Raw genomic sequence first — 23,663 nt, 5'->3', positions numbered from 1 at the left:
CACGGAACAACAACCCCCGCAAAACACATCCACTTGAGCCACCGGTACGGCCTGACCTCCCACGCCGAAAGCCGCCGCCCCAGGGTCGCGAAACGACCCCCGCAACGCCAAGCGCAAGAGACGCAAGCCTTATCCTGACGGCGCCCAGCATCAATCCGCACCTTGGCAGCCAGCGCGGCACGGGATGCGCATCTCAAGCAGTTACATGATCACTTCTGGCCAGCTCCGTCGCAGGCGCCATCTCATGGATAGGGCGTCTTGACCGGCTGATCCCCAGGCATCTGCAAGGTGCCCACCAGATCGCACAGCCGATCGACCTGTATCTTCTGCATGTACTGCACCAGCCCGTCGAGGATCTTGTTGGGAGTGGCCGGATCAACGAACAGGGCGGTACCGACGGCGATGGCGCTGCTGCCGGCCAGCAGAAACTCAACGGCATCCTGCCAGGTCTGGATGCCGCCCATGCCGATGATCGGCACACCCGCGCTTTTGGCGACGGTGCGGTAGACTCGGCTGACCAGGTGCACGGCGATGGGCTTGATCGCCGGGCCGGAAAGCCCGCCGGTGACATTGGCCAGCCGCGGGCGACGTTTGTAGATGTCGATCGCCATCGCCGTGAACGTGTTGACCAGCGAAAGGATCTCCGCTCCGCCCTCGATCGCCGCCTTCGCCGTCAGCGTGATATCCTCGACGTTGGGCGAGAGCTTGACGATCAGCGGCTTGTGCGGCAGCACGTTCTTGACCTGTCGCGTCAGCTCTTTCAGCCGGCCGGGATGCGTGCCGAACGTCAGCCCGTCCTTGACGTTCGGACACGAGACGTTCAGCTCGACGGCCGCCACGCAATCCAGCGCGTCCATCGCGCCGCAGGTCTCGGTGTAGTCGTCAAAGCTGTGCCCGGCCACGTTCACGATCACCGGACAGGGCATCTGCCGCAGCAGCGGAACCTTTTCCTTCAGAAAGCGATCGAGCCCGACATTCGCCAGGCCAATCGCATTGAGCATTCCCGCCCGGGTTTCGACGATGCGGGTCGGCTCATTGCCGGGGCGTTCTTCGCGGGTGATCGACTTGGTGACGAACGCTCCCAGCCGGGAAAGGTCCAGCAGGTCGGCGTATTCAAACGCGTAGCCACAGGTCCCCGAGCAGGTGAGCGTGGGGTTTTTCAGCACCAGACTGGCAAGATTGACGGAAAGATCGGGCATATCTCACATTCCAAGATACCTGGCCACAATGGCGCGGGCACGGGCCGGGTCGGTCGTGCCCTTCACGATCACGCGGCCGTCGGCGAAGGTGGTAAGCGTCAGGCCGCCCTCGTTCAAGGTGCAGCGCAGCAGATACGGCGTGAGCCAAACGTGGCCCGCCGCCGCAGCGGTCAATCGCTCGGCCAGTCGCTTCAGATCGACCGCGCCGGCGCCGCCTGAATGATCCGGCCGCACCTGGACTGCATCTCGCCCGCAGAGTCTGGTTGTCGTGTCGGCGTGGCGCGATTCGAGAAACTCAAATCGCCGTCGCGAGCAGGTCGGGCAGTCGTCGCGCCGCGCGCCTTGCAGATGAATATTGACGAACCGGTTGTGCCACGGATCGATCACGAGCATGTCGGGGGCGACGGCGGCTGTGTTGCCGCTGAGCAGCTTGATCGCCTCCACCGCCTCCAGCGCCCCCACCACCGCCGCCACCGGACCGAGCACTCCCGCCGTGTCGCAGGTCGGCAGCTCGCGTCCATCCGGCGGGGTGGGAAACACGCAACGCAGGCACGGCGAGTCGCCCGGGCGGACCGTCATCACCCGCCCCTCCGTCCCCACGCACGCCCCATATACCCATGGTCGAGCGAGCTTCACCGCGACGTCGTTCAGCAGATACCGCGTGGAGACGTTGTCGGTGCCATCGAGGATCAGGTTCACATCACCGGCCAGCTCTTCCGCATTCGCGGGCGTGACATCGACGATCCGCGGATCGATCTGGATGGTCGAGTTGATCTGCCCGAGCCGCTGCGCCGCGGCGATCGCCTTGGGCAGGCCCTGGGCCACGTGCTGTTCATCGAACAACACCTGACGCTGGAGATTGCTCAGCTCGACGATATCCCGATCGGCGATCCGCAGGTATCCGACCCCGGCGCGGGCGAGTTGTTCGGCGATCGTCGCGCCCAGCGCGCCGCAGCCCACCAGCAGCACCCGCGCCTCCGCCAGACGCTGCTGAGCAGCCTGCCCAAGCATCGGCAGCAGCATCTGTCGCTGATAGCGGTGGTAGCGATCGGTTGCCACGTCCGCTATAGTAGCGGCTTTGAGAGGAACATTCATGGCCACGGAAACGTCCGAGATCATCGCCGCCGCCGAAAAGCTCGGCCAGCTCATCGCCCAGCACCCGGCCGTCGCCCGGTACCGCGACGCCCAGCGCGCCGTCGCACAGGACCCTGAAGCTTCCCGGCTGATGAGCGAATTCGGACAGCAGCTTGAGAAACTGGCCCGTCAGGAGCAATCGGGCATGGGCATCACCGATGCCCAGAGGCAGCAACTGGAAGCGATCCAGGCACGGCTGGCGTCGAATCTGAAGATCAAGGCGTTGAATATGGCGGAGGTGGAGTTCACGGATCTGCTGCGTCGCGTGAGTCAGGCATGGCAACGCCCGATCTTTGAAAGCGCCGGCGGCGCGCCTGCTGCGGTGGGCGCTGCGGCCGGCGCGGGCGCGCGACTCGTCAAATAGCCCCGCACATGCCCGCGGCCGACTGCAACACTGGGAACGGATCGGAATGGCATACTGGCTTGTCAAGACCGAACCCGACTCGTACAGCTTCGACGATCTGATCCGCCAGAAGCGGACCGTCTGGGACGGCGTGACCAACGCGCTGGCCCTGAAGCACATCCGCAACATGAAAAAAGGGGATCTGGCCCTCGTATACCACACCGGCGAGCAGCGGGCGGTCGTCGGCGTGGCCCGGATCGTCTCTGATCCTTATCCGGATCCCGCGGCGCACGACAGCCGCATCGTCGTCGTCGATCTCGAACCGATGCGGCGACTGCCGCGACCGGTCACGCTCGATCAGATCAAGGCCGACCCCACCTTCGCCGGATGGGAACTGCTGCGAATCAGCCGGCTCAGCGTGATGCCTGTGCCGGCGAAGATGTGGAAGCGAATCCAGACGCTGGCGCAAACAGCATCGACGCGAACTGAATCCAGCGCAGAAGCCAGGACCGCAACGAGTCAGGCATGATGAGGAGCGACCATGACCACCTCCAGCAGCGATCTGCCTCCCCAGCACGACCTTGAACGCGGCGCCGACGTTCGCCCCCCGGCCGGCGACCGTGAGGAGATCTACTACGAAGGAACCCCCATGCTCCGCGGCGAGCTGGGCATGCTCCTGCTGTGCTGGGGCCTGGCGGCGGTGCTGATTCTGGCGCCGATACTCTGGGGCATCTTCGGCAGCGCCTGGCCGGCGTGGTGGATCACCCTGCCCAGCATCGTGATCGGCATCCTTGTCGGTTTGCTGCCGTACCTGTTCACCCGCACGGTGCACTACCGCATCACCAACTATCGCATTGACTACGAACGTGGCATCCTGAGCAAGAAGATCGACACGCTGGAACTGTGGCACGTGGACGATATCTCCTTCCGCCAGTCGCTGATCGACCGCATCTTCCGCGTCGGAAGCATCATCATCGAATCCGACGACAAGACCACACCCCGCCTGGAACTGCACGGCCTGCCACAGCCCCGAAGCATCTTCGATTCGCTCAAGCAGCGGATCATCGCGGTCAAGCGTCAGCGCGGCGTGATCAAGATGGACATCGGACAATAAGCCGGAAGCTGAAGCGGCCGAAGCGCAACGGCCTTACGGCAATCGCCGCGATTTTTCGTCCATTCCCGCCGCCTTGGCACAGGGGATACACTGTGCCACGGACGTTAACCGGAGCGCACCATGCCCGACAACAGCGGCGGCCAGAGTCGTCCGCCATCGCCCGAACAGGCGCCGGATCCTGCCACGAGCTACGAACGCGCCAAGCCGGAGAAGGAGGCGGGCATGGGCCGGCTGGACAACAACGCCGCCACGCCCGCAGACGATCCCGACCGCCAGGAGCAGACGGTAAAGAACCGTCAGCCGCCGCGACAGCGCAATGCCCAGGATGAAGTTGACGAGCGTGCCAGCGTGCTGCTCGGCGGGCCACAGGAACGAACACCCCCACCGATGCCCCCGCCCGAGCCGGTCGATCACTCGATGATGGAGGAAGAGCCGGACGGCTGGGATCTGGCCCCGCAGGAGCGCAAGCGAGACCGGGATCGCCGCCATCCCCGCACCGGCGGCAAGGGCGGCACGCCCGATGCCACCGACCGCCGACGATCTCAGGGATGAGGATCGAGGCGATTGATCGCCGATCGTCGCGTCGTGTGTTCATGTGCCAGGTGGCTCGATCCACAGCAGTTCATGGCCAGCCAGCAGCAAGTCCGCATCCATCGTGCGTGCAGTGAGTCGATCACGAACAGGCGCCTTCAGTCGCAGGCGCTGCGGTTGAGGGGCGTAGTTCAGCAGCCACAGTGATCCGTCGGTCCGCGGCACGGCGCGAACGTCGGGCGGCAGCGGCGAGGTAAGCAGCCCGTGGCCGATGCCGAGCTCGTGAAGAAGCCGGCAGATCGCTTCATCGCTCGGCCAGCAGCCGATGCGGATGACGATCCCGCGTCCCAGGGTTCGTCGCGTGATGGCGATTTGTCCGCCCACCGCCGGCATCTGCGGTTCGTAGCGCGCCAGGATTTGTACGTCGGATTCACGAGCAGTGGCCCGGCACAGGTGCAACACTTCACACCATCCGTCGGCGGCTTGGATTGGTGTCCGCCGTGAGCCTTCGGTCCAGTGCAGTTGGTAATCCCGCTCGACGCCTTGCCGGGCCGTCCCCATTCGCCGGACCGCGCCCGTCACCACGCCCGTAAGCTCGCGCAGCGAATTGCCCAGCCCATCGGTGCGGAACAAGCCATCGACGCTCTGGTAATCGACGATCGGCCCGACCAGCAGCGTTCCGCCTGATTCGACCCGGCGACGGATCGCATTGATCGCATCGTCGGCGAGCGTGCAGGGCGCGGCGGCGAGGATGATGAACTGGTATCGCGACAGGCGTCGCTCCTCGGCCAATTGCCGCGCGTTGATTCCATCCACACCGATGCCCAGACGATGGCAGACATCGAACGCGCCGTCGGCGATCTCCCATCGCCCGGGCATATGCGGGTAGACCTCCAGCGCCGACTGCTGGTCGTAATCGCTCAAGACAGCCGCCGAGGCCTGGACGGGATGCGACGCCAGCGTCGGCCCCCAGCGCGCCAGCGTCGCGCCGATCTCAGCAATCCATTGCAGCTCCGGTGCCGGGCGATCCGACCAGTCGAGCAGCCCGCCCCAGTGCGGCCAGGAACCGCCCGCCCAGTTGCGCGCCGGCCAGTACAGAATCCCCGTCGCTCCGAACGCGACGCACTGGAGGATCGAAAGCCGCAGCAACTGACGCCCGGGCTGCACGCTCCAGACCTGCTCGCCGCCCAGCGTGCCGGTCCAGGTTTCGGTGATCAGCAGGCGTCCGACGCCCTGCGCGCCGCGGGCGATGTCCTGCGCGGCCAGACGCTGCTTCCACGGCGCCGGATCGTGCGCCTCCGCGGGGTAGAGATTCAGGCCAGCGATGTCCAGCAACGCGGTGGCGGCCGGGTCGTTGATCAGTTGCGTCCGCCTGGGCATCCAGTCGTGAAGCACCGGCTGATCGGCGCCCGCGTGTCGCAGCGCGGCGGCCTGCTCGGCGAGGAACTGCATGATCAGGTCGCGACGAAAGCGCAGCGTGGCCAGTCGCACCGCCAGCGGCCCGCGCGGCAGGTTCTCCATCGCCACCCGCGACTGCGGCAACTGCTCGAAGCGATCGATCATCATCCCCCAGTGGCGCAGCCCCAGCCGCTGGTTCAGGTCCTGGACCGTCTGGAACCTTTCGCGCAGCCATTGCGTAAATCGCTTCTCGCAGGCGGCGCAGTAGCAGGGCTCGGTCAGGGCGTCGATTTCGTTGTCGATCTGCCAGCCCAGCACCGCCGGATGATCACCCACTGCCGCGGCCAGCGCGGCCACCATCCGCATCGCCGCGGCGCGATAGCCGCCGTGATTCAGGCACGCCGCCTTGCGCGAGTGCGGGTGCAGCCGCTGTCCATCAGCGCGCACGACCAGGGCATCGGGATATTCGCCCAGCAGCCACTGCGGGGGAATGTACGTCCCCGTGCCGACGATCGCGTGCATTCCGCGCGCCGCCACATCGTCCAGCGCCTCTCGCAACCAGTCGAACTCAAACCTCCCCGGCGACGGCTCGACGTGCCCCCAGGCCGAGTCGTTGATCCGGACCAGGTTCATCGACTGCGCCGCCAGCGTATCCAGCAGCCGCAGCCACGACTGCCGCGAATGCAGCTCCGGGTAGACGCTGGCCCCATAGCGGATGAGCGGTTCGTCCAGAATCGATGGCCGGTTCAACATTCTCAGCAAGCTACGGCAAACACCGCCCGCTTTCACGCGACCCACATGAATGGGATGCGCCCAGGCGTATCTTCTCACGTGGCAAAGGCCATCTGACCGATAACAACCAACGGCCCCACCATGTTATCGGGCGGTGGCGGCCGGAGGCGTATGGGCGGCTCTTTGGCCACAGGTGCGGATCGCAAGATCCTCTCGCTTCAGCAGCTTCTTGATCTGCGCGCGCGTGCGGCGGCGGAGGGACGCACCGTGGTCCACTGTCATGGATGTTTCGACATCGTCCATCCCGGACACATCCATCACCTCCAGTACGCCCGATCCCTGGGCGACGTCCTGGTTGTCTCCGTCAGCGCCGATACGCATGTCAACAAAGGCGTGGATCGCCCGCTTATCCCCGACGACCTGCGGGCGCGATCGCTGGCGGCACTGGAGTGCGTGGATGCCGTCTACCTCAATCACCACCCCACCGCCGTCGAGCTGATCGAACAGCTCCGGCCCGACCTGTACGTCAAAGGACGCGAGTACGAAAAGAACTTCGATCCGCGCTTTGCCGCCGAGCGCCAGGCCGTGATGCGTTGCGGCGGGCGGGTGGTGTTCTCCTCCAACGACATTGTCTACTCCTCGACGGCGCTGATCGGGGGAATGCAGCGGACCGACCCGTTCAAGGATGAAAAGCTCCGCCGCTTCTGCGCGCGATACGACCTCAATGCCGCCACGCTCCAACAGTTGCTGCACCGCTTCCGCGGGCGCAAAGTCGTGGTCATCGGCGATTACATCCTGGACCGATACCACTTCTGCGACGCGACCGGACTGGCCGGCGAAGGGCCCATGATGGCCCTGCGGGCGATGGAGTCGCGGGACTACGACGGCGGCGGCGCGGTCGTGGCGCTGCACCTGGCGGGGCTGGGGGCGACGCCAACACTGGTGACATCCGCGGCAGACAACGAGATCTGGCAGCGGGCGCGGATGCGCCTCGCCGCCGCGGGCGTGAACGTCGAGCCAATCCACAACCGCCGCGACGTGGTCATCAAACATCGCTACCTCGTCGAACAGACCAAGCTGTTCAAGGTCGATGAAGGCTCGACCTGCCCGCTGGACTCGTCCCAGGAGCAGGCCCTTGCCGAGCGGATCCTGGCCGCGGCGAACGGCGCGGCGGCGGTCATCTTCACGGATTTCGGGTACGGGCTGATCACCGGCGGTTTGCTCGAGCGGATCATGCGCCCGCTTCGCAGCCACGTGCCGATCCTCACCGCGGACGTGAGCGGACGGCAAAGCAACCTCACGCGATTCGTCGGCGTGGACCTGCTGTGCCCTACCGAGCGCGAGGTGCGCCAGACGCTGCACGACTTTTCCAGCGGCCTGGGCGCCGTGGTCGCCAATCTTCTGAATCGCAACAAGGCGCGGCAGGCGATCATCACGCTCGGCAAACAGGGACTGGTGACGTTCGACTGGCCCGGCGGCTCGCCACGCAGTGCCGACGAGCGGCTCCGCAGCGAGTACATCCCGGCGTTGTCCAGTCATTGTGTCGATCCGATGGGCGCCGGGGATGCGCTTCTGGCCACGGCAAGCCTGACGCTGGCGGCGGGCGGCTCGCTCCACGCCGCCGCCATGCTCGGCTCGCTGGCCGCCGCCGTGCACGTCCAGGAGCTCGGCAACGTCCCCCTGACGCTGCAACGCCTGAGCGAAGAGATCTCGCAGCGGGATTACCAGCCGGTGGCGGCGACGACTCGCCTGGCCGGCTAGGACCTGATGCCCCTTTGCCTGACGCACAGGGGATCCGACAGCGGAGGCCAAACATGCTTGAACTCTCGATCATCCTGCCCACCTGCAACCGCGCGGCGCTGCTGGAAAAGTGCCTGGCATCGCTCGCGGCAGGCGTGCGCTGCGATCATGAAATCATCGTCGTGGACGGCGCCAGCACCGACCACACCGCCGACGTGCTGGCCGACGCCTCGCGGCACCTGGGCCAGCGATTGCGCGTCATCCGCGAGCCCCAGCGCGAAGGCTTCGTCCGCGCCGCCAACAAGGGCTTCCGCGCCGCCACCGGCCGGAACATGATCTGGCTCAACGACGACGCACGACCCATGCCCGGGGCGCTGGATCTGGCCATTCAGCAGCTCGATCATCTCCCGCCCAGCGTCGCGTTCGTGGCACTGTTCCATCGATGGCATTCGACCTGGAACGTGGCCTACGAAACGGAATACCGCGGCAAGACCTATCGGCTCTGTCACGTCCGTGGCACGCTCTACGCCAACTTCCCGATGGGCCGGCGCGAAACCTATGAGCGACTGGGGTATTTCGACGAGCGGTTCTATCTCTGCGGGGCCGATCCGGACCTGTCGCTGAAGGCCTGGCACGCGGGCATGTCGATCGTTCCGGCCTGGAGCGCGATCATCGATCACGATGAAGTCGAAGATGAGCGTCGGCTGGCGGATTCCCCGCGGGCACAGGCGGATAACGAGGCGCTGTTCGCCAAGTGGGACCTGCCGCCAAGGAATCCGATTCGCAACGACTTCGATCCGGCGCGTCCGTGCACTCTGCGCGGCTTGCGGCAGGCGGTCGGAATCGCCGCCTGAGCCGGATCCCTGCCCAAGCGCCGTAAAAACGACGCGATGCCCAGACCGGCTCGACTGCGATGACCACTCTGCCCCAGCACAATCTCGTCGTCAGCTTCATCATCTCCACGCACAACCGCCGCCAGATTCTGCTGCAAACGCTGGCACGGATCGGTCGCTGCGGGCTTTCATCCGACGCCTGCGAGATTCTGGTCGTGGACAACGCCAGCCGCGACGGCACTGCCGCGGCCATCAGGACGCACTTCCCGAGCGTGCGCGTCTTTGCCCTGCATCGGAACCTGGGCTCGTGCGCCAAGAACATCGCCCTGCCCCACGCCCGCGGACGATACGTCGTGTTTCTCGATGATGATTCGTATCCGCAACCCGGTTCGATTCGCCGAATGATCCGGCACTTCGAGGCGGATGAGCAGCTCGGGGCCGCGGTTTTCACCGTCACGCTTCCTGATGGCTCGCGCGAATGCAGCGCCTACCCCGACGTGTTCATCGGCTGCGGCACGGGCTTCCGCAAGCGGGCGCTGATCCACGTCGGTGGGCTGCCGGTGGACTTTTTCATGCAGGCCGAGGAATACGACCTCTCACTTCGACTGCTCAACGCTGGCTGGGACATCCGCCGCTTCGACGACCTTCACGTCGTGCATCTGAAGACCCCCACAGCACGGGTTTCATGGCGAACGATGCGACTGGATGTGCGGAACAACTATCTGCTGGCCAGCCGCTACTTCCCCGCCGCCTGGGCCAGACTGTTCACCCGCGATTGGATGAGCCGATACTGGCGTATCGCTCGGGCCAGGGGGCAGCGCTTCGCGTTCGTGGTGGGCTGGCTTCAGGGCAGACTGCGATCATGGCGCCCCGGGCATCGGCGGCCGGTCGGCAGCGCCGTGTTCGAGCGATTCGCCCGCATCTGCCAGATCGAGCAGGGCATGCGTCGTGTCCGTGATGAGCATGGCCTGCACCGTGTGCTGTTCATCGGGCTGGGGAAGAACATCTTGCCCTACTGGCTTGGTGCGCGGGCGTGCGGGCTGCACGTCGTCGCGATCGCCGACGACCGGCTGGCGCGCGGCCGTTACCGGGGCATACCGATCGTCAGCGAGGCGGTGGCCAGGCGGCTGGAGTTTGACGCGGCCATCATCAGCAACAGTTCCCCCGTTCACGCCGCCGACGCCGCCAGACGCTGGCGCAGGCTCGATGACCGACCCGTATTCGACCTGATCGAACCGCGGGCGCCTGGTGGCGAGCAAACGGCCCCACGGATGCGAGAGGAAGTTGAGCTGGCGGCGTGAGCGGTGATTGATCGCGTCTGCGCGGCACCGGCGCCCGCCCGGCGGCCGCGGCCGGCTACGCTTCCCCGGACAGCATCTTCGCCAGTCGCCTCAGCCCATGAAACATCCTGGATCGCAATGTCACCGCCTTGGTGCCGGTGATCTGCTCCATCTCGGCATAGCTCAGATCCTGAAACACTCCCAGGACGATGACCTCCTTCTGATCCTGCGGCAGGTCGTCCAGGGCCCGCAGCACCCGGGCGATTTCCTCCTGTCGCTCCGGATCATCGCTGGCGCGGGCGGCGACCTGATACGGATCGCTGCTCATCTCCACGCCTTCCAGGTGCAACTCCGTGATATTTCGCACCGGGCTGCGCTTTTTCCGCCTGGCGGCGTTGATCGCCAGATTCCGCGTGATCGTGAACAGCCAGGTCGAGAACTTCTGCGGATAGCGATAGCTTGCGGCGAAGCGGAAGGCTCTGAGGAAGACCTCCTGCCCGATGGCTTCCACGTCCTCGATGCTGCCCAGCATCCGGTACAGATACGACAAAACCGAGCCGTTGTAGCGTTCGTACAGCAGCGCAAACGCCTGACGGTCGCCCTGCTGGGCTCGGCGCATGAGTTGTTCATCCGAGGCGCGGCCCAGCGCCATCGGCTGAAGCTCGTCCATCCCCGCCGCGGGCGACGCGCTGTCGGCGGCGGGCCTGGGCTTTGGAACTTTCGGCTGCGAACGGGGCGGCACGGGCAGTCAGCCTATCCACGGCGTCCGGCAGGTCAAACCCCCGGGCTGCGGCGAGAGTATAATTAACGGATCGCGGTTGCGGCGGCGATCGCGTCGTGAATGGGGCCGGGCTCGGCCTGGCTTGCGTCCACGATGAGGAAAGTCCGAACTGCGCAGGACACGGTGGTCGCTAACAGCGACGCGGAGAAGGCGGTTTCGTCGAGTCATCGGCGGGATCTGCCGAATCCGACGGAAAGTGCAACAGAAAGCATACCGCCTAAAGTCCGGGCCATGTGTTGTCCCGGACTCGGCAAGGGTGAAATGGTGCGGTAAGAGCGCACCGCGTTGATGGTGACATCAACGGCACGGCAAACCCCACCGGCAGCAAGACCAAATATGCGGAAAACAGAGCCTGTGGCTCGGATAGAGCCGAAGGCTCGACGTCCTGGTCCGGGGCGTCAGGCATTGCCTGGTATCCGCGGGTAGGTCGCTAGAGGCCCGGAGCAATCCGGGTCCCAGAGAAATGGTCGCCTGTCCCGGGCTTGGGTCCGGGGCAAACGGAATTCGGCTTACCAGCAGCCGCGGTCAAAGCAAATCGGCGGCGGGTCCGAGAGGTCCCGCCGCCGATCGTTTTTGTAGCCTGCTTGTGGAACTGCAACAATCGCCGCCACAACCATCAGCCGTAGGTATCCAGTTGGCCACCCAGTCCGGTGGCGGCGGCGACCAGCTCGTCGCCCGCCTGGCTGGGGATCCTTCCCGCCGCTTCGATCAGCTTCACTGCCGCCGACCCCTGTTGCGCCTGGGCATCCAGCAGCTTGCGTGCGACAGCGTACTGCACCCGTGCCGTCAACTCCGCCTGCCTGAACTGAACCGCAGCGTTTACCAGATCCATGGGCGCTGTCTATATCGACCGATCCGCTGCTGGAGCTGTAGTTTTGCACGAAAGCTCAGCGGACGAGCATCAAGGCGACGCGGAATTGCCTGCGGCGGGGGAATTGTCTGGCCGCGCAGCAAATTCCCAACTTTTTCTTGACACGCCGGCCTGTGTTAGGGTAATGTTTCGGTAACAGTCTCCAAACGGCTTTTTGATGGAACCAACCGTGGCAACGGATTGCCCCAACTCGGCGGAGATCGAGCGGTTGATCGAGACCGATCCGGCGCTGGTTCCCAAAGCCGCCTCGGCGCTGCTCGTCGAGCCGGCGATCCTCGAAGCCGCGGAGATCAATGCCCTGCTGACCGACCTGGAGGTCCAGCTTGAACGGGCCGCACACTGTGCCGACGGCAACCCAGCGGCGCCGGCAGGGATAGACATCTGGACAGAAACACGGACCGGGCCGCAGCAGACCGATCCGGCCGCTCAAGGAGCCGCATATGAACCTCACGCCACGGCAATTGGACGTGGTCGTCGCCATTCGAAACTATCGCCACTTGCATGGCTATTCCCCGACGATGCAGGAGCTGGCCGACCAGCTCGGCACCAGCAAGGTCACGATCTTCGAGCACGTCGGCGCGCTGGAAAAAAAACGCGTGCTTCGTCGGGACAAGCACAAGGCTCGCTCTTTGGAGATCATCGCTGACGAGAAGCTGCCTGATGAGGAGCGCGCCACCAAGTTGCCCCTGCTGGGCGCCATCGCCGCTGGCTCGCCCATCGAAGCGGTCGAAAACCGCGAGGAACTGGACCTGGAACAGATGTTCCATTCCCGCAATGGCGTGTACGTGCTGCGTGTCCGCGGCGACAGCATGATCGAAGATCACCTCTGCGACGGCGACTACGTCATCATCGAGCGCCGTGAAACCGCCCGAAACGGCGAGCAGGTCGTGGCCCTGCTGGACAACGGCGAGGCCACTTTGAAGCGGTTCTATCGCGAGCCCGGCGGAAAGGTTCGCCTTCAGCCGGCCAACGCGTCCATGGAACCGCGCATCGTTGACGCCGATCGCGTCAGAATCCAGGGCGTGGTGATCGGCGTGCTCAGGAGCTACCAGAACTGATCGATTCGTAGCTTGAACGTGGGGTTGGAGGGCTTGACGGGGCGCATCCGACGTCCGACGGCGATGGTGCGCGCCAACCTGCGGATCGGCCGCGGGATCTCAAACCAGCCTCACACGACCGTCCGCAACCTTCATCTCACGGAAGGAGGCCGTCATGCCGCAACAGCCCGCCCCAGCCCCCGGGGCTGAAGCCAGAATCCTTTTTCAAAAATATTTCAAATCCGTCGGCCCCCGCACGTATGCCGCACAGGTCAAACAGGCCGGCAACGGCAATCACTTTCTGGTGCTGACCGAGGGCAAGCGCGATCCGAAGACCGAAGAGCTTCGCAAGACCCGGCTGTTTGTCTTCAGCGAGGATTTCGAGCAATTCCTCCAGATGATCGACGAAGCCGCGCAATTCATTCGCGAGCATCCCGTGCCCCAGCAGGTCCGCCAGCAGCGACAGCGCTACTGGGCCAGGCAGAACGGCGCCGAACGCCAGCCGCAGCGGCAGCCCGACACGAAGCGTGCGCCGCGCAGGCCGGCCGCGCGGCCATAGGCCTGGGCTGATCAGGTCCATCGGCCGCGATGGGGATCTGGCGTGGCGTGCTCCGGCCGGCGTGCGGGGGGGCATGCCGGCCGAAGCCGCCACTCCCGCCGCCAACGACGTCGGCGGTGAGTCATCGCGGTGTCGTACTGGTTGTGGCCGCCGCGCCGATTGTGTGCGGCCGATTTGATGCGTCGGGACTGCTGGCCTGTTCCCCTCGCGGCTGCGACTGCGACGTTGCGGCCGATCCGGGACTCAGCCGCAGCTTCAGGATCAGATCGGATGCCCCCGGCGCGCCCAGCCGCTCGGCCAGCCGGGCCTCGGCCAACGCCTCGCTGATCCGGCCCTGCGCCGCCAGCGCCCGCGCCAGCTCCAGCCGGCAAAGCGGATCGGCAAAGTTCAGCAGCAGCGCCCGACGGCAGTATTGTTCGGCGGCGGGATGATCGGCTCGCGCCGCGGCCAGTCTGGCCGCCTCCATCAGCACACCCATCGACGCATCGGGCGCGGCGGCCTGCTGCTCGACCACTTGGCTGAGCCGAGCATGCGCATCGGCGGCGCGCGGGTCGCCGGCCTGTTCCAGCCGCTGCGCCAGCCGGCGGATCGCCGCCACGTTTTCGCCGGCCAGCTTCAATGCCAGATCCGCCCGGTCGAACCGCTGCGCCAATGCATCGATCGCCTCGAACAGGTATGGCTCATGCAGCTCTGCGGCGTGATGGAGCCGCTGCATCGCCGACTCCCACCGCCCCTGCTGCGCCTCGAGCAACCCGGCCTCCAGGTTTGCCACCGGATCGGTCCGGCCAAGGCGGTATCCGGCCAGCACAAGACCCGACGCATCAGCCTGTCCCAGCGCGTGCAGCGCGATCTGCCCCGCCAGCGAATACGCCGGCCCGTAGCACGGCGCCAGCCGGGTTGCCGCCAGCAGCTCTTCCACCACCCGCGTCGCCCACTGCTGCCGCAGCGGATCGGTCAGACGACCTGCGGCCGGGTCAATCGACTGCTCGATGTACTTCCAGCGGAAGTAGTTCAGCCAGTACCGGTAATGCACATCTGCGGGGCGCAACGCCGACGCCTGCATCGCCGACGCCAACAGTCTGCGATAGTCCTCATCGCTGCCGGCCCAGTTCAGGCCGATCAGCCGTGCCTCGGCGCGGCGTGCCCTGGACCAATGGAATTCGGCGCGGGTTCGGCTGATAGAGTCCCATAGCAGCCCCGTCGCCAGCAGCGCCGCGGCCAGCGTGCCCGCTGCGCGCCACAGCCTGTGACGTGCCGCACGCGCGCGGTGCCCCGCCGATCGCCCTGACGCGCCTGTTTGTGCGGGCTGGGGCGATGATTCGCCGCTCGCATGGGTCTGCGCGCTGGCCGTTGCCAGTGTCACCAGCAGCGCGCACGTCACCGCCGTCATGTTCGCGTTGGCTGGAATGTGTTGCCCGAAGTCAACCACGCTTTGAAGCAGAATCGCCGCCAGCGAAAAACCCAACCCCACCGCCAGCCGGGCCATGGGCGATGGCCGCGACCGCACGCATCTGCACCATGCCCAACCGATCATCGCCAGAAACAGCAGCACCAATCCCAACCCCAACACGCCGGTCTCCAGCAGCGTCTGGGCGAACTCGTTTTCGGCGTGGGTGGCCAGGCTCGGCCAGTTCGAGCGGTCCAGCATCGGGAAGAACACTTCAAAGACCCCCAGCCCGACGCCCAGCAATGCAAACTGCCGCGCGCCTTCGAGCAGGTCGCGCACCATCGCGATGCGTCCGGCGACGGAGTGAGATCCGACATCGCGCGACTCAAGCACCCGCGCCGCCAGCGCGTCGAATCCGAACCCCACCACCGCCACAAGCACTACCCACGCCAGCGGCACCAGCAGCCACAATCGCATCCGCAGACCCCTGCGCCCGCCAGCCACCAGCGCCGCCAGCATCCCCGCCAGCGCCATCGACAGCCATGCCCCGCGCGACAACGACAACACCACCATCGTCGCCATGAACGCGATGGCGCCGCCCAGCCACCACACGAGCGGATCGATGCTCGAGGCGATTGGATCAACATCGTCTGTAGCGGCGGTCTGATCTGCGACGCCGCGCAGGTTGGCGAGACTGTGCGTCCGCCGCCCCAACGCCTGCCGCACGTGCAGGACAAACAGCCCGATCGCCGCCCCCAGGGAAAGGTTGATGAACTGTCCGAAGTGGTTGCGGTTGATGAACGGGGCAATCGTCCAGGAGGACGGATCTTCACCAATGAGCCAGTAAATCCGCGGCGCGCGCAGGATCAGGTGGATGGCGGCGATCGCGCCAACGCCCACGCCGATCAGCGTCATGGCGCCCAGCATCCGCCGCACCTGCTCGCCCCGACGAATCACATTCAGCGTCACCACATACGCTGCCGCCACTGCCAGCAGCATCCGAAGCTGTCCCGCGGTCGCCTCGGGATAGAAGCTCAGCGGCACCCGGGCGGGCACCGACAGCGCCGGGCCGAAGTTCGCCTGCGATGCAATCGAGCGTCTCAGCTCGAGCGTACTGGGCGAGATGATTTCGAGCAGCCCGACGGGCAACGGGACAAGCTGAAAGAGCGTCAGGGCGATGAACCCCCCCACGGGCAGGTAGGTCCACGACCACACGAACCGCACATCGCGGCGGGCAAGCAGCTTGATCGCCAGCAGCAGCACCATCGCCGCCGATAGCGCGATCACGACGGTCTCGCTCCAGGCCTGCACCGCCCCCAGCGCCACAGGCGAGAATGCCAGCAGAACGATCAGGATACCCTCGATGATCGGGTCGAAGCGTTCGTCGGTGGTATCGGTCAGGTCGAAGAAGACCTGCTGGCGGGTTCGCTGACGGTGACGATGGTGAACCTGGCCGGAGCGGTGAGACATGGACATTGCCGGGCAAGCTCAGGCAGCGACCCCGACGCACAGCGGACCGAGCCTAGACCGCCTGCTTATCGGGCACGGCCTGGGCAGCGCCGTTGCCGGGCGCTGGGGCGGGTCCCTGCGCGCCGGTGCCAGTGCCGGCGGGGCGACGCTGCTGTCCGTAGCCGTACTGGTAGCTCTCGCCGTAGCTGTAGTAATACCCGTAGATTCCCTTCTTTCGCGGCACGTCGTTGACGACCACCCCCAGGATATTGGCTCCAACGTCGCGGAGCATGTCGCGAGTGTAGAGCGCGCCCTTGCGCGTCGATCGCTCGGCACGCAGCGCCAACAGCGTCGCGTCGCACGACGCAGCCAGAATCCGCGCGTCCGTCACCGGCATCACCGGCGGGGAATCCAGCAGCACGTGATCATACTGACCGCACAGCTCATGAAGCAGATCCGCGAACGTCTGGCTGTTGAGAATCTCAGAAGGGTTGGCCGGAATCGGACCGCAGGCCAGCACGTGCAGCCCGGCGATCGGCGTCTGCTGGATGACCTGCCCCAGCGCAGCCTGCCCGGCCAGCACGCTGGAAAGCCCCAGCTTCTTGTCCAGCTCGAAGATGCGGTGCTGCGCCGGCTTGCGGAAATCCGCGTCCAGCAGCAGGATCCGATTGCCCGCCTGCGCCATCGCGATCGCCAGGTTGCTGGCCAGCGTGGTCTTGCCATCACCGGGCGAGGGAGAGGTGATCAGGATCGTTCGGGCGATGCTGCCGGTCTGCCCGAAATAAACGGCGGTGCGGATGGTGCGGTACGCCTCGGCCACATCCGACATCGGCTCCAGGTGCAGGTGCAGCCCGCGTTGTCTGACGTCGCCGGCACCGGTCATGTGCGGCACGATGCCCAGCACCGGAAGCCCCAGCACCTGTTTGATCTCCTCGGCGGAGCGCAGGCGCTGGTCGGTCCAGTCGCGCACAAAGGCCAGCCCCGTGCCCGCCAGCGCCCCCAGTACCAGGGCATACAACAGCGTCAGGTCTTTGCGTGGCTTGACCGGATTGCCGCTGGACACGGCGCCTTCCACCAGTCGCACATTCAGTGCCCCGGCGTCTTCGGTGAGACTGAGCTGCTTGATCCGGCTGTAGATCTCATCGGCGAAACGTTCCAGGCTGGCCAGCTCCGACAACAGCAGCGAGTACTGTGCCGAGACCCTGTTCAAATGCAGGACTTCCTTTTTCTGCTCGTTCAGCAGCGCCTCGATCTGCGCCTGATTGCGCTTCTCGGCCTGTACCTTTGCTTCCAGTTCCGCCAGGTACGCCTCGAACACTCTCCGATCCTCCGCCGCCAGCTCTTCGTTGAGCTGCTTGATGCTCTGCTGGATCGCGGTCAGCTCGGGAAAGCCGGGCAGGTAGCTCTGGCTCAGCCCGGCAAGCTGTTTCTGGAGCTGACGCAGCTCCGAGCGCAGTTGCGCGGTCTCGCTTTTGAACTGCCGCGTCTCCAGCATCTGACGCATCTTCACCGGATCGTCGAGCATGGCGCGGGCGGTGTCGTAGGCGGCCTGGGCATTGAGCGTGCTGAGCTGCGTCTCGGTCAGCGCCTGCGAGAGCCGCGCCATCCGGTCCAGCGTCGGGCTGACATGGTTGGCGCCCAGCGACAGCCCGGGATTCTGCAACTCGAAGTCCAGCTTTTTCTGCCGCTTCTCCGTCAGCTCCCGATTCAGCTCCGTCATCTTGTTCTGAAGCAGGTCCAGCAGTTCCCGCGCCGTGGAGCGACGCGTGCGATCGTGATATCGCGTGAAGGCCACCACCACCGCGTTGGCCAGCCGCACCGCATCGTCCTTGTAGGGCGATTCGACGGTGACGGTGATGATGTCATCGCGGCGGCCGACCGTCGCCGAGACCATGTTCCGCAGCCGCTCCACCGGATCGAGTCCTGGATCGAAGCTCTGGAGCTGGCGAATGCCCGGCTCGTCCATCGCCAGCTTGAGAATCTCGCGCGAGCGCATCAGCTCGCACTGGGTCCACAGGTAGTTTTGCGAGCCGGCCAGCATCGCGCCGGTGGGGTCCGAGGCGATGATCCGCGGGGTGTTCTGTTCGACCACCAGCTTGGCGTATGCGGCGTAGATGGGCGTGGTGACCGCCGGCAGCAGGTACACGATCGCCCCCAGAAGCGCAAGCAGGATGCAGCAGACGATGATCCACCGCCGCTGCCACATCACCGTCAGCGGGCTGCGACGCGGCGTCTCCGCCGCCAGCGCTTGCGGCGGCGGTTCCGGCTTGCTCAGGGCTCGGTTCAAAGCGGTCATGGGTGAATGCTACCGGTAATACTACCCCAAAATAGAACGCGAGCCGGCGAAAGTTTCGCCGGCGTGTCGGGTGCGATCAGCCCAGATGTTGTCTATGGCCGGCCAACATGCCCGCCGCCTGCTGGCACAGCCAGCCCCTCACTTGCCCTTACGGTCGGAATGGACTGCGCGCCGGGGGGCGAAATGGATCACGAACCGGTGGATTCCGCACGATCGACTTGGGCTCGCTGGGCGTCAACTCCGGCGAACTGGTGGTGGTATCGGTGGCCGAGAGCAACGTCGTGGTGGTTCCGCTCGATTCGCTGCTGAGCGTGGCACTGAACGGGTCAAGCGTGCGGATGGCGGTCCGCACCAGCGTTTGCGCCGTGGCGGTTTGAGTCGCGATCGCCGCCGATCCCGCCACTGCGGCCACCGCCGCCCAGCTTTGCCATCGCTTCAGCAATCGCGTCATGCGCGCAACCTCCCTTGGCCTGTTCCATCCGCCGTGGGGCGATTCTCCGCCCCGCCCGGCCACAAGTCAAGCAGATTCCGTCAAAAACGGCCTGGCGCTGCCAGGACCGCCGCCGGATCGGAGCGATCCAACCGGCCCGGACCACCCAGCCGCTACATCCGTCAGCGTTGTTGCCCGCTTGGCGATGGGGACGCCGAGAGCCGTTGCCGCAGCCTCTGGGCGTTGGCGCGGGCAACGACGTTGTTCGGGTCCAGTTCTACCGCTCGATCGAAGCAGTACAGCGCTTCGGATTGATTCCCCCGCGCCGAGAGCACCAGACCCAGGTTCTGGTAGGCCTCGGTTGATCCGGGCCGCAGCCGTACCGCGTGCCGCAGCAGAATCTCGGCCTTTTCATAGTCATTGAGCCGCGCGCACATGGCCCCGGCGTTCAGAAACGCCTCAAAGTTGTTCGGATCCATCTGCACCACGCGGGTCAGCGTCTGTGCCGCCTGCTCGATCTGGCCCTGCCCGTAGTACACCCCCGCCAGATTGATGTACGACAGCCAGAAACCCGGATCGATCTGAATGGCTCGCTGGAAACAGGCGATGCTCTGTTGGATTTCTCCGCGGTCGGCGTGAAGCAACCCCAGATTGTTCAACGCGCGAAGGTGTGTGGGTTGTCGCTGGAGCACAAGCTGGTATTCACGGACCGCCTCGGCGCTGCTGCCCTGCATCGCCAGCACCCGTGCCAGTCCAAAGTTGATCTCCACATCCTGGGGCGCGAGACGCATCGCCTGGTAGTAGCTCATGAGCGCCTTGTCGTAGGCACCGTCGGCCTCGTAGGCGGCGGCCATGTTGAGGTAGGCTCGCGGGTCGCGCGGATCGGCCTGCGAAGCGCGGAGGAAGTGTTCCATCGCCGGGGAGATCTTCCCGTCCTGCAAATCGAGCAGGCCGAGGGTGTTGTGTGCGATGGCGGAATTGGGATTCTTCCGTAGCGCCGCCAGCCACATGCTCCGGGTCGAGCGGTAATCCGGCACTCGCCACAGCGTCAGCCCGGCAAGCGTCAGCACCATGACGCACGCTGCCGCGGGGCGCAGCCAGGCGAACACGGGTGCGCGAGTGGCCATCGGCCGTTGCATCGCTGCCGCCACAAGTGGCGCGATCACCGCGGCGCTTGCCAGATATGCCAGGTGATCCGCCACATCGCTGTACAGGTCCAAGTCGGTCCTGAAGACTCCCAAGGCCGGCAGGATCAGCAGGGAGAACCCCGCCGCCGACGCAAATGGCCCGCGACCCACGCGCTCCCGCGCCAGCCACAGCCCGGCAAGCGTGGCCAGTGCCGCCAGGCCGAAGCTCGCCTGCCACCAGGCCGCCGTCCATTTGGCGTAGGCGAACGACAGCCCCACCGGCCAGAGCACGTGCCACAGATACACCCACACCGCCGTGCCAGCCACCAACAGTCGATCCAGCGCCGACGTGTCGATGGGACTGTTGATGGCCGCCGCACGTCGCGGATCGATGACGCCCGCGATCAGGATCGTCCAGATGACCGCCCCGGCCAGCATCGGCGCCAAACCGAGCCAGTCGCTCAGCCGGATGCGCCGCTTCCACCAGATCAGCAGCCCCACCAGCACAGGAAGCGTCACGGCCGCTGAATGCGACATCACCGCCGCGACGAACAGCGCCAACGAAAGGGCATAAAGCGCTGCCGGGCGACTCGGAAGTCGTGGGACAAGTCGGCCGTCATCTGGCGGCGTCGGGTCGATGCCGCTGAACCGCAGGTGCACCAGCATCGCCGACAGAGCGAACATGCCACACAGCAGGAGGGGCTGCTGACTGATCCAGGCGACGGCCTCGACGTTGATGGGGTGCACCGCGAAGACCGCCGCCGCCGTCAGTGCCCCGGGGATTGCGATCCTGCGCAACAGCGTCCACAGCAGCAGCACGTTGACCGCGTGAAGCAGCAGGTTGACCAGCAGATAGCCGCTGGGCAGGCGCGTCGCGAAGAGCTTGAACTCCACAAGCAGCGCCGTGTAGGCCAGAGGCTGATAGTGCGGCAGAACCGTTGGATGAACCCAGATTGTCGTCAATCCCCGGCCCCAGGTCCGCAAGACCAGATTGTCGCTGACGGTTCGATCGTCCAGCCACGCGAAGCTGCCCCACAGCGCCGGGATGTACACCCCCGCCGCCAACACCATCAGCAGCAGCGCCTGGGCAAAAGCGCTGGCTCGCCAGCCGATTCGAGTATCAGGGTGGCTGTGAAGGGGCAGCTCAGCCGGCTGCGGCGCCTCGGCCGGCACGAACGCGACGCGCACTTGTGGACGCTTGGCTGCCATCGGCCCGTCAATGCCAGGCGGCGGTCAACCGACCGGCTCCAGCCTGGCGTACTGGAGGATCAGCGTCTTCCGTCCTGCGCCGTTGAACTCCACCACGGCACGGGTCTGCTGCCCCATGTCGCTGATTTCGGCGATTCGTCCGATGCCGAACGTCGGATGTCGTACGAGCTGTCCGCGGCGAAACCAGGCTTGGGAACCGACCCTCTCCGCATGATTGCGGTCCCAGCCTTCGCCGCCGCGGCCGCCATGGTTCTTGCCCGTGCGGTCGATCACCTCCAGCGCGTCGCGGGGCATTTCCGCCAGGAACGGGCTGGCCACGGTGCGTTCCCGCAGGCCGCGCAGGGTCCGGTACGCCGCCCGAGTCAAGATCAGTCGCTTCTGAGCGCGGGTGATACCCACGAAGCACAGCCGCCGCTCTTCCTCCATCTCCGTGGGATTGCCCCGAGCGCGGGCATGGGGCAGGCAGCCTTCCTCCAGCCCGATCATCGCGACCACGGGAAACTCCAGTCCCTTGGCCGCGTGCAGCGTCATCAGCGTCACCGCCCCGCCGCTGTCCTTCAGATGATCCACGTCGCTGACCAGGCTCACCTGCGCCAGGTAATCTTCCAATGAACCCTGGGGATTCTGCGCATCGTACTCCGCGGCGGCGGTGATCAGCTCGTTGACGTTATACAGCTCCTGCTGCTCCTCGCCGCCGAGCTTCTTCAGGGCCGCTTCCAGCCCCGAACGGCGAACCACGTCCTCCATAAGCGCGCGGACGGATGGCTGCGTGCGTGCCCGCCATTCGTGGATCAGCTTGACGAACTGCCGGATCGAGTTCAATGCGCGGGTGGACAGCCCCTGCACCTGATCGACCCGCTCCATCGCCGCAAACAAGCCCAGACCCTGAGCGATGCCCCAGGCCTGAAGCTGGCGGACGGTCGTGTCGCCGATGCCCCGGGGCGGGGTGTTGATGATCCGCTCCAGACTCACCTCATCGCTTGGATTGGCGATCACCCGCAAATACGCCAGCACGTCCTTGATCTCCTTGCGTGCGTAGAACTCCACGCCGCGGGCGATCTGATAGGGGATCTGGGCGTTGAACAGCGCCTTTTCCATCACGCGGGACAGCGCGTTGATGCGGTAGAAGATCGCCATCTGGTTCCAGCAGAACCCCGATTCGCGCAGCCGCTTCAGCTCCGCGACCACCGCCTCGGCCTCGTCGTACTCGTCCTGCGCCAGAATCAGCCGGGCCTTGGCCCCCTGCTCGTTCTCTGTCCAGAGGGTCTTTTTCTTGCGTTCGGAGTTATGGGCGATCAGCTCGGAGGCGATGTGCAGGATGGTCCTGGTTGAGCGGTAGTTCTGCTCCAGTCGCACAACCTTTGCATCGGGATAGTCCTTCTCGAAGTCCAGGATGTTCTGGATATCCGCTCCACGCCACATATAGATCGATTGATCAGGGTCGCCCACAACGCAGATGTTGCGGTGGCGCATCGCCAGGGCGTGGGCCAGGACGTATTGCGCGTGGTTGGTATCCTGGTACTCGTCGATGAGCAGGTACTGGAAGCGATCCTGAAGCTCGCGGAGGATCTGCGGGTGCTCGCGAAACGCCAGCGTCGCGCGCAGCAGCAGGTCATCGAAGTCCAGAGCATTGTTCTGCGTCAAAAGCTGCTGGTACTTCGTGTAGATCCGCGCGACTTGGCGCGTGTAGAAGTCGCCAGCGGCCTGTGCATAGGCGTCGGGGGTGATGAGCTGATTCTTGGCCTTGCTGATCGTGCCGTGTACGACCGAGGGGGCGAAATTGCTGCTGGAGATATCCAGCAGTTTCAAGGCCTCCTTCAGCACGCGCGTCTGATCCGCCGAGTCGTAGACGGAAAAGTTAGCCGGCAGGCCGATCACCGCGGCGTAGTGCCGCAGGATCCGCAGGCACAGCGAGTGGAAGGTACAGATGATCGGCCAGGGCTGGTCCAGCCGGCCGAAGTCGCGCAGCGGCTGCTGGCACAGAGCGCTGATACGCTGCTTCATCTCCCCCGCCGCCTTGTTCGTGAACGTAATGGCCAGGATCGAACAAGGCGCAATGCCCTGGCTGATGAGGTAGGCGACGCGACGGGTGATCACGCGCGTTTTGCCGCTGCCGGCGCCGGCGATAATCAACAGTGGGCCATCGACATGGGTCACGGCCTGTCGCTGCGCCTCGGTCAGATCATCCAGCAGGTGTTCGGGGTTGATCACGC

Annotated in this window: 19 protein-coding genes and 1 other RNA gene; 10 read left to right on the top strand and 10 right to left on the bottom strand. The window is 65.6% G+C overall.

Translation table 11 applies throughout. The features are described from left to right. Positions 1-242 precede the first annotated feature (242 nt). Positions 243-1,199, bottom strand: coding sequence for a dihydroorotate dehydrogenase (locus tag ACQS5P_RS14435; protein WP_428937322.1), 957 nt, complete (start codon positions 1,197-1,199; stop codon positions 243-245). A gap of 3 nt (positions 1,200-1,202) precedes the next feature. Further along, on the bottom strand, positions 1,203-2,258 hold the full coding sequence (locus ACQS5P_RS14430) for a ThiF family adenylyltransferase (protein ID WP_428937321.1): 1,056 nt from the start codon (positions 2,256-2,258) through the stop codon (positions 1,203-1,205). Between the two features lie 34 nt (positions 2,259-2,292). Between ACQS5P_RS14430 and ACQS5P_RS14425 the strand changes: the two genes are divergently transcribed. The 4 genes from ACQS5P_RS14425 to ACQS5P_RS14410 all read left to right on the top strand — a co-directional run bounded on the left by ACQS5P_RS14425 (position 2,293) and on the right by ACQS5P_RS14410 (position 4,342). Further along, the gene (locus ACQS5P_RS14425; protein ID WP_428937320.1) at positions 2,293-2,697 is read left to right on the top strand and encodes a YlbF family regulator; all 405 of its coding nucleotides are present in this window, start codon (positions 2,293-2,295) and stop codon (positions 2,695-2,697) included. Positions 2,698-2,743: 46 nt separating this feature from the next. Continuing rightward, positions 2,744-3,205, top strand: coding sequence for an EVE domain-containing protein (locus ACQS5P_RS14420; RefSeq protein WP_428937319.1), 462 nt, complete (start codon positions 2,744-2,746; stop codon positions 3,203-3,205). Between the two features lie 12 nt (positions 3,206-3,217). Next, positions 3,218-3,790, top strand: a complete 573-nt coding sequence (locus ACQS5P_RS14415) for a PH domain-containing protein (RefSeq protein ID WP_428937318.1) — start codon at positions 3,218-3,220, stop codon at positions 3,788-3,790. A gap of 120 nt (positions 3,791-3,910) precedes the next feature. Then, on the top strand, positions 3,911-4,342 hold the full coding sequence (locus tag ACQS5P_RS14410; protein WP_428937317.1) for a hypothetical protein: 432 nt from the start codon (positions 3,911-3,913) through the stop codon (positions 4,340-4,342). A gap of 39 nt (positions 4,343-4,381) precedes the next feature. On the opposite strand, the gene ACQS5P_RS14405 is transcribed toward ACQS5P_RS14410, so the two are convergent. Beyond that, positions 4,382-6,472 carry a beta-galactosidase gene (locus ACQS5P_RS14405; RefSeq protein WP_428937316.1) on the bottom strand — a complete coding sequence of 697 codons (2,091 nt, stop codon included), beginning with the start codon at positions 6,470-6,472 and terminating at the stop codon, positions 4,382-4,384. 150 nt (positions 6,473-6,622) lie between these two features. Here ACQS5P_RS14405 and ACQS5P_RS14400 point away from each other — a divergent pair, with 150 nt between their 5' ends. Genes ACQS5P_RS14400 through ACQS5P_RS14390 form a run of 3 tightly spaced genes read left to right on the top strand, consistent with a single transcriptional unit; the run spans position 6,623 to position 10,325 of the window. After that, positions 6,623-8,212, top strand: a complete 1,590-nt coding sequence (locus ACQS5P_RS14400) for a PfkB family carbohydrate kinase (protein WP_428937315.1) — start codon at positions 6,623-6,625, stop codon at positions 8,210-8,212. Between the two features lie 53 nt (positions 8,213-8,265). After that, positions 8,266-9,045 carry a glycosyltransferase family 2 protein gene (locus ACQS5P_RS14395; protein WP_428937314.1) on the top strand — a complete coding sequence of 260 codons (780 nt, stop codon included), beginning with the start codon at positions 8,266-8,268 and terminating at the stop codon, positions 9,043-9,045. Positions 9,046-9,104: 59 nt separating this feature from the next. Then, positions 9,105-10,325, top strand: coding sequence for a glycosyltransferase family 2 protein (locus ACQS5P_RS14390; protein WP_428937313.1), 1,221 nt, complete (start codon positions 9,105-9,107; stop codon positions 10,323-10,325). Positions 10,326-10,380: 55 nt separating this feature from the next. Here the strand turns inward: ACQS5P_RS14390 and ACQS5P_RS14385 are convergent, their stop codons facing one another. Next, positions 10,381-11,046: an RNA polymerase sigma factor gene (locus ACQS5P_RS14385; RefSeq protein WP_428937312.1), complete on the bottom strand. Its 666-nt coding sequence runs from the start codon at positions 11,044-11,046 to the stop codon at positions 10,381-10,383. Positions 11,047-11,118: 72 nt separating this feature from the next. On the opposite strand from ACQS5P_RS14385, the gene rnpB reads away from it, so the two are divergent. Then, positions 11,119-11,612: RNase P RNA component class A (gene rnpB, locus ACQS5P_RS14380), an RNA gene on the top strand. An 89-nt stretch (positions 11,613-11,701) separates the two neighbouring features. On the opposite strand, the gene ACQS5P_RS14375 is transcribed toward rnpB, so the two are convergent. Further along, complete coding sequence (locus tag ACQS5P_RS14375) at positions 11,702-11,917, bottom strand: hypothetical protein (RefSeq protein WP_428937311.1); 216 nt, start codon at positions 11,915-11,917, stop codon at positions 11,702-11,704. A 479-nt stretch (positions 11,918-12,396) separates the two neighbouring features. Between ACQS5P_RS14375 and lexA the strand changes: the two genes are divergently transcribed. Together lexA and ACQS5P_RS14365 are read left to right on the top strand one after the other, a co-directional pair. Further along, positions 12,397-13,014 (top strand): transcriptional repressor LexA, encoded by a 618-nt coding sequence (lexA, locus tag ACQS5P_RS14370; protein WP_428937310.1) that lies wholly within the window; start codon positions 12,397-12,399, stop codon positions 13,012-13,014. A gap of 154 nt (positions 13,015-13,168) precedes the next feature. Then, positions 13,169-13,552, top strand: coding sequence for a DUF3276 family protein (locus ACQS5P_RS14365; RefSeq protein WP_428937309.1), 384 nt, complete (start codon positions 13,169-13,171; stop codon positions 13,550-13,552). Positions 13,553-13,673: 121 nt separating this feature from the next. On the opposite strand, the gene ACQS5P_RS14360 is transcribed toward ACQS5P_RS14365, so the two are convergent. From ACQS5P_RS14360 to ACQS5P_RS14340, 5 genes are all read right to left on the bottom strand, one after another. Beyond that, on the bottom strand, positions 13,674-16,409 hold the full coding sequence (locus ACQS5P_RS14360) for an O-antigen ligase family protein (protein ID WP_428937308.1): 2,736 nt from the start codon (positions 16,407-16,409) through the stop codon (positions 13,674-13,676). Positions 16,410-16,461: 52 nt separating this feature from the next. Further along, positions 16,462-18,684 carry a GumC family protein gene (locus ACQS5P_RS14355; RefSeq protein ID WP_428937307.1) on the bottom strand — a complete coding sequence of 741 codons (2,223 nt, stop codon included), beginning with the start codon at positions 18,682-18,684 and terminating at the stop codon, positions 16,462-16,464. 148 nt (positions 18,685-18,832) lie between these two features. Then, a complete protein-coding gene (locus ACQS5P_RS14350; protein WP_428937306.1) occupies positions 18,833-19,135 on the bottom strand; it encodes a hypothetical protein in 303 nt (100 codons plus the stop codon). A gap of 161 nt (positions 19,136-19,296) precedes the next feature. Next, entirely contained in the window at positions 19,297-21,450 is a 2,154-nt protein-coding gene (locus tag ACQS5P_RS14345) for a tetratricopeptide repeat protein (RefSeq protein ID WP_428937305.1), read from the bottom strand. A gap of 24 nt (positions 21,451-21,474) precedes the next feature. Further along, positions 21,475-23,661: an ATP-dependent helicase gene (locus tag ACQS5P_RS14340; RefSeq protein ID WP_428937304.1), complete on the bottom strand. Its 2,187-nt coding sequence runs from the start codon at positions 23,659-23,661 to the stop codon at positions 21,475-21,477. Positions 23,662-23,663: the final 2 nt, after the last annotated feature.

The sequence above is a fragment of the Fontivita pretiosa genome, assembly GCF_050410795.1.
In the GTDB taxonomy this organism is placed as follows: domain Bacteria; phylum Planctomycetota; class Phycisphaerae; order Tepidisphaerales; family Tepidisphaeraceae; genus Fontivita; species Fontivita pretiosa.
This window is presented reverse-complemented; position numbering and strand designations above follow the sequence as displayed.